This is a genomic window from Oryzihumus sp., assembly GCF_054325275.1.
The window spans coordinates 1-5,275 of record NZ_JBTCWL010000121.1 but is presented as its reverse complement, the minus strand read 5'-3'; the positions used below and the strand labels follow the sequence as shown (position 1 = coordinate 5,275).

Here is a 5,275-nt window from a genome sequence, read left to right as displayed (position 1 = left end):
GTCACCAGCACGTCGTTCACGGTGGCGCCGTGAGCGTGGGCCACGGCCTTCACGTCGTCGAGGGACAGCGGCGGCGACCAGGCCACCGCCTTGTGCTCCCCCACCCGGCCGGTCCAGCGGGTGGTGTCGTTGCGCGTGCCGAGGACGAGCTTGCGGGCGGTGTCGACGTCGCCCGGGACGGCGGCGAGCCAGGTGGTCAGCCCGCCCGGGCCGCCCCCGCCGGCCACCACCGACCGCGCCCGTGAACCGACCGCGCCCACCAGCGACTCGGACAACGTCAGCACGCTGTTGGCGGCGCCGACCGGGTTGGTGACGGCGCCCCGGGCGAGCTGCACGGACCTGCCCGCCACGGTCCCGGCCAGCGACAGCACCTGGCTCGTCAGTGCAGGTCGGCCGTCCAACGCCGCCTGGACCGGTGCGGGCGACAGAGAACGGGACGGCGTGCGCTTGCGCGCGGCCCGGGTGCGGCCGGACGGCCCGTCCGCGTCGACGTCGAAGAAGCTCAACGCGAGCTGGACCATCCGGATGCCGTCGGCGATCGCGTGGTGTCCGCGGAACAGCACGGCACTGCCGCCGTGGTAGCCGTCCACGAGGACCGCCCGCCACAGCGGCTCGCTCCGGTCGAGCGGTCGCGTCCGCTCCGAGGCGATCAGGTCCTGCAGCTCGGTGTCGCCGCCGGGTGCCGGCAGCACCACCTGCTCGTAGCGCGCCGCGAGGTCGGCATCGGGCTGCTCCTCCCAGTACCAGGCGCCGTCCGTCCCGCGGACGACCACGCTGCGGAAGGCGAGGTAGCGGTTCCAGAGCCGTTGCCTCGCCGCCTCGCGCCAGCGATCCCAGTCGACGGGGGTTGCCGTCCAGAACAGGCTGTCGACGACCATCAGGTTGCCCGGCTTGTCCATCTCCAGCCACAAGGCGTCCTGCACGCCCAACCGCTGCCGTTCGCCCATGGTCCGCTCACTCGTGCCGTCGCCGCTCCTCGATCCATGGTCGGTCGGCGCGAGCCGCCGCGGCAGGGGCGAACGTCACCATTGCCCGGGCGCACCTCCGTGGTGAAGATGGCGAGGTGGGTCGTCTGAGGATGGTCACGGGCGGCGACGTGGACCTCGAGCTCGAGGTGCTGGGGACCGGCCATCCCGTGGTGGTCATCCAGACCGCTCTCACCGCAGACGAGCTGCGGCCGTTGGCCGAGCGAACGGCGCTCGCGGGCTACCGGGTGATCCACTACCACCGCCGCGGGTACGCCGGCAGCGGGCCGTTGCTCAGCCCGGTCTCCGTTGCCTCCGAGGCCGCAGACTGCCGGGCACTGATGGACGCACTGGACGTCGTACCGGCTCATGTCGTCGGAGCGAGCTACAGCGCCGCCGTCGCGCTCACCCTCGCCTCGTCCTGGCCCCACGCCGTCCGCACCCTCTCGGTGATGGAGCCCCCACCGAAGGGCGTCGCCAGCACCCCGGACTTCCTGGCCACCAGCGCTCCTCCCCTGGGACTTCGGGGCCGAGGACGCCGCGACCGTGCGGTGCCCGGTCCTGTACGTCGGCGGCAGCGAGAGTGGTCCGTGGTTCGCGGAGATGCGCGCGCGCATCCTGCAGCTGTTGCCTCGTGCCGAGGACACCACGGTGACCGGAGCCGGTCACCTGCTCGCCGCCACCCATCCCACCGAGACGGCGAGGTTCCTGGTCGACTTCCTGCGCCGGACCCCGTAGCCCTGCGTCCGGGGCGCGCAGGTGGGTGGCTGAGGCGTCGCGCCGGCAATGGCCGACGTGCTGGTGTTCCACGTCGGATCTGAGCCGCCCGGCGCCTGTGGCGGACATCATCCGGCCAGCCATTGGATCGTTCCAATCGGCTTGCAACACTGGAGGTCAAGCACTCCATCAAGGGAGACCCGCATGACACGCACGCTGTACCAGGACGTCGACGCCCTGCACGACTCCTTCATCGCCGCCATCAACCTCGCGCTCGCCGAGAACGACCTCGAGCGCGCCGAGGAGCTGGCGCGGGCCTACGACCGCGAGGCCATCCAGCTGCTCGCCGAGCGCGAGGGCAAGACCCACCTGCTGCCGATCCGTCGCGGCGCGCCGCAGCCCTCGGGCCTCCAGCGCCTGGCGAAGCGGCTGACCACGTCGCACGCCGCCTGACAGCTCAGCGACAGATCCCGACGAGCCGCACCTGGTCGTCGGGACCGGCGAGCCGCAGCCGCATCCCCGCGTCCCGCACGGTCATCGCCGCGACGTTGCCCGACCCGTCGCGCAGCAGCACCGCCTTCGGCGCCTCGGCGCGCGGCCACAGCACCACCGCCACACAGCCGGGGAACCGGCGCGACCAGGACGCCGGCCAGAGCGCCGCGTCCTGGCGGACACCGGCCCGGGTCACCTCCGCGGCCTGGGCGTCGGGGCGCAGCGCCACCACCGTGACGTAGGCGCTGGCGAGCACGAACAGGACCGCCGGGACGACGAAGGCGCGCCGCAGCAGTCGGCGCAGGCGCGGTGTCCGGGTGTCCATGCCCGCTCAACGACTCGCCCGCGGCCGGGGTTATGCCGCCGGCGCGGGTGGGCCCGGCGCGACCGGCTCAGCCCTCGACGAGGTCCGTCGGGGCGCCGTGGACGGCCGGGATCTGGCCCATCCGGCCCTTCTGGAAGTCCTCGAAGGCGGCCATCACCTCGGCCTTGGTGTTCATGACGAATGGACCGGCCCAGGCGACCGGCTCCCGGATCGGGCGGCCGCCGAGCACGACCACCTCCATCGACGGGTGCCGGCCCTCCTGCCGGGCGTCCGCCCCGAGGGTGACGAAGTCGCCCGCACCGAGCACCGCGAGCTGGCCGGTCTTCAGCGGGCGCTGGTCGAGGCCGACGTGGCCGTTGCCCGACAGCACGTAGACGAGCGCGTTGAAGTCCGCGCGCCACGGCACGTCGAGCCGGGCGCCCGGCGCCAGCGTCGCGTGCAGCATCGCCATCGGCGTGTGCGTGGAACCGGGACCGGACTGACCGCCCACCTCCCCGGCGATGATGCGCACCAGCGCACCGGCGTCGGCGGTGGCGACCAGACCGAGCTGGCTGGAGCGCAGGTCCTGGTAGCGCGGCTGCGCCCACTTCTGGTCGCGAGGCAGGTTCACCCACAGCTGGAGGCCGTGGAAGAGGCCGCCCTTGGCGACCAGCCACTCCGGCGGCGTCTCGATGTGCAGCAGGCCCGAGCCCGCGGTCATCCACTGGGTGTCGCCGTTGGTGATCGAGCCGCCGCCGCCCTGGCTGTCCTGGTGGTCCATGACGCCGTCGATCATGTAGGTCACGGTCTCGAAACCGCGGTGCGGGTGCCACGGGGTGCCCTTGGGCTCGCCCGGCGCGTACTCCACCTCGCCCATCTGGTCGAGGTGCACGAACGGGTCGAGCTGCGCGAGGTCCACACCGGCGAAGGCACGACGTACCGGGAACCCCTCCCCCTCGTAGCCCTGCGGCGCGGAGGTCACCGAGACCACGGGGCGCACGGTGTCGCCGAGGCCGGGCGTGGCCAGGCGGGGCAGGACGGTCAGGTCGTCAACGGTGACGGCGGGCATGGGGGCCTCCTCGGAGTTCCGACGAACGATGGTGCCACCTGCAACAGTAGTTGAAGGTTAAACATTCCACCAGGCGAGGGCGCGCGGACGCGGGCAAGTGCCCGAGCGCGGCCGGTTGCGGGTAGCGTTTCAGCGTGACTTCCCTCAACGACAAGTACGAAGTCGTCATCGTGGGCGGTGGCCACAACGGCCTCGTCGCGGCGGCGTACCTCGCGAAGGCCGGTGTGTCGACACTGGTGCTCGAGCGGCTCCCCCACACCGGCGGCGCGGCCGTGAGCACGCAGGCCTTCGCGGGCATGCCCGCGAGGCTGTCGCGCTACTCCTACCTGGTCTCCCTGCTGCCGCAGCAGATCATCTCCGACCTCGAGCTCGACCTCGAGCTGCGCTCCCGCGTCACCGCGTCCTACACCCCCGTCGTCCGCAACGGCCGGCACACCGGCCTGCTGGTCGAACGGCCCGAGGGGCAGCTCACCGCCGAGTCCTTCCGCGCCCTCACCGGCTCCGACGCGGAGTACGACGCCTGGAGGGCGTTCTACGGCGAGGTGGCGGGCTTCGCCGAGACCGTCGCGCCGACCCTGCTGGAGCCGCTGCGCACCGGCCGGGACATCCAGGCCATGGTCGACCCGTCGGTCTGGGACTACCTGGTCGAGCAGCCCATCGGCCACGTGATCGAGGACCGCTTCCGCGACGACACCGTGCGCGGCGTGGTCGCCACCGACGCACTGATCGGCACCTTCGCCGACCTCACCGACGAGTCGCTCGTCCAGAACGCCTGCTTCCTCTACCACCTGATCGGCAACGGCACCGGCGAGTGGCGGGTGCCGGTCGGCGGCATGGGCGCGGTCACCGACGCGCTCGCGGTCGCGGCTCGCAACGCCGGCGCCACCGTCGTCACCGGCGCGGGGGTCAGCAGCATCGAGTCCGACGGCACCTCCGCGACGGTGACCTGGCACGACGGCGAGGGCTGGCGCTCGGTCGAGTGCGACTTCGTGCTTGCCAACGTCGCGCCGTGGGTGCTCCAGGTGCTGCTCGGCGAGGAGCCCGGCGACCGTCCCGAGGGCTCCCAGCTCAAGGTCAACCTGCTGGTCGAGCGGCTGCCCCGGCTGAAGTCCGGCGCCAGCGCCAAGCAGGCCTTCGCCGGCACCTTCCACGTCGCCGAGGACTACAGCCAGCTCCAGAAGGCGTACACCGACGCGGCCAGCGGCTCGCTGCCCGGCGTGCAGCCCGGCGAGCTCTACTGCCACTCGCTCACCGACCCCTCGATCCTGGGGCCGCTGGCGGCCAAGGGCGCCCACACGCTGACCTACTTCGGGGTGCACACCCCGGCCCGGCTGTTCGAGGACGACCTCGAGGAGACCCGCGACCTGGCCGTCGAGCGGGCGCTCGACGCGATCAACGAGCACCTCGAGGAGCCGATCGAGTCGCTGCTGGTCACCGACGCCGACGGCAAGCCGTGCCTGGAGGCCAAGGCCCCGCAGGACGTCGACGAGGCGCTGGCGATGCCGGGCGGTCACATCTTCCACGGCGACCTGTCCTGGCCGTGGGCACCGAACCGGGCCCGGATGGAGACCCCGGCCCAGCGCTGGGGCGTCAGCACCGAGGTCGAGAACATCCTGCTCTGTGGCTCCGGCGCCCGCCGGGGCGGCGCGGTCAGCGGCATCGGCGGCCACAACGCCGCGCAGGCCGTGCTGGAGGCGCGCGCCCAGCGCTGAAGAGTGACCGTCGCCC

6 protein-coding genes and 1 pseudogene are annotated in these 5,275 nt (G+C 72.8%); 4 read left to right on the top strand and 3 right to left on the bottom strand.

Translation table 11 applies throughout. The annotated features are described in order from the left end of the window. Window positions 1–947: wax ester/triacylglycerol synthase domain-containing protein (locus ACXVGS_RS18710; protein WP_458537368.1), on the bottom strand; the 947-nt coding region annotated here is incomplete at its 3' end. A 131-nt stretch (window positions 948–1,078) separates the two neighbouring features. On the opposite strand from ACXVGS_RS18710, the pseudogene ACXVGS_RS18705 reads away from it, so the two are divergent. The 3 genes and pseudogenes from ACXVGS_RS18705 to ACXVGS_RS18695 form a co-directional block, all read left to right on the top strand. Further along, a pseudogene (locus ACXVGS_RS18705) lies at window positions 1,079–1,378 on the top strand (alpha/beta fold hydrolase); the annotation flags it as partial. Window positions 1,379–1,568: 190 nt separating this feature from the next. Then, complete coding sequence (locus ACXVGS_RS18700; RefSeq protein WP_458537369.1) at window positions 1,569–1,703, top strand: alpha/beta fold hydrolase; 135 nt, start codon at window positions 1,569–1,571, stop codon at window positions 1,701–1,703. Window positions 1,704–1,886: 183 nt separating this feature from the next. Next, window positions 1,887–2,135 (top strand): hypothetical protein, encoded by a 249-nt coding sequence (locus tag ACXVGS_RS18695; protein WP_458537367.1) that lies wholly within the window; start codon window positions 1,887–1,889, stop codon window positions 2,133–2,135. 4 nt (window positions 2,136–2,139) lie between these two features. Here ACXVGS_RS18695 and ACXVGS_RS18690 read toward each other — a convergent pair whose 3' ends face one another. Continuing rightward, a complete protein-coding gene (locus tag ACXVGS_RS18690) occupies window positions 2,140–2,499 on the bottom strand; it encodes a hypothetical protein (protein ID WP_458537366.1) in 360 nt (119 codons plus the stop codon). A 67-nt stretch (window positions 2,500–2,566) separates the two neighbouring features. Next, window positions 2,567–3,547 (bottom strand): pirin family protein, encoded by a 981-nt coding sequence (locus tag ACXVGS_RS18685; protein WP_458537365.1) that lies wholly within the window; start codon window positions 3,545–3,547, stop codon window positions 2,567–2,569. Window positions 3,548–3,681: 134 nt separating this feature from the next. Here ACXVGS_RS18685 and ACXVGS_RS18680 point away from each other — a divergent pair, with 134 nt between their 5' ends. After that, window positions 3,682–5,259, top strand: a complete 1,578-nt coding sequence (locus tag ACXVGS_RS18680; protein ID WP_458537364.1) for a phytoene desaturase family protein — start codon at window positions 3,682–3,684, stop codon at window positions 5,257–5,259. Window positions 5,260–5,275: the final 16 nt, after the last annotated feature.

Coding starts and splice junctions, on each gene's coding strand:
- ACXVGS_RS18700 (WP_458537369.1), top strand. CDS start 1,569: ATGCGCGCGCGCATCCTGCAGCTGTTGCCTCGTGCCGAGGACACCACG.
- ACXVGS_RS18685 (WP_458537365.1), bottom strand. CDS start 3,547: ATGCCCGCCGTCACCGTTGACGACCTGACCGTCCTGCCCCGCCTGGCC.
- ACXVGS_RS18690 (WP_458537366.1), bottom strand. CDS start 2,499: ATGGACACCCGGACACCGCGCCTGCGCCGACTGCTGCGGCGCGCCTTC.
- ACXVGS_RS18695 (WP_458537367.1), top strand. CDS start 1,887: ATGACACGCACGCTGTACCAGGACGTCGACGCCCTGCACGACTCCTTC.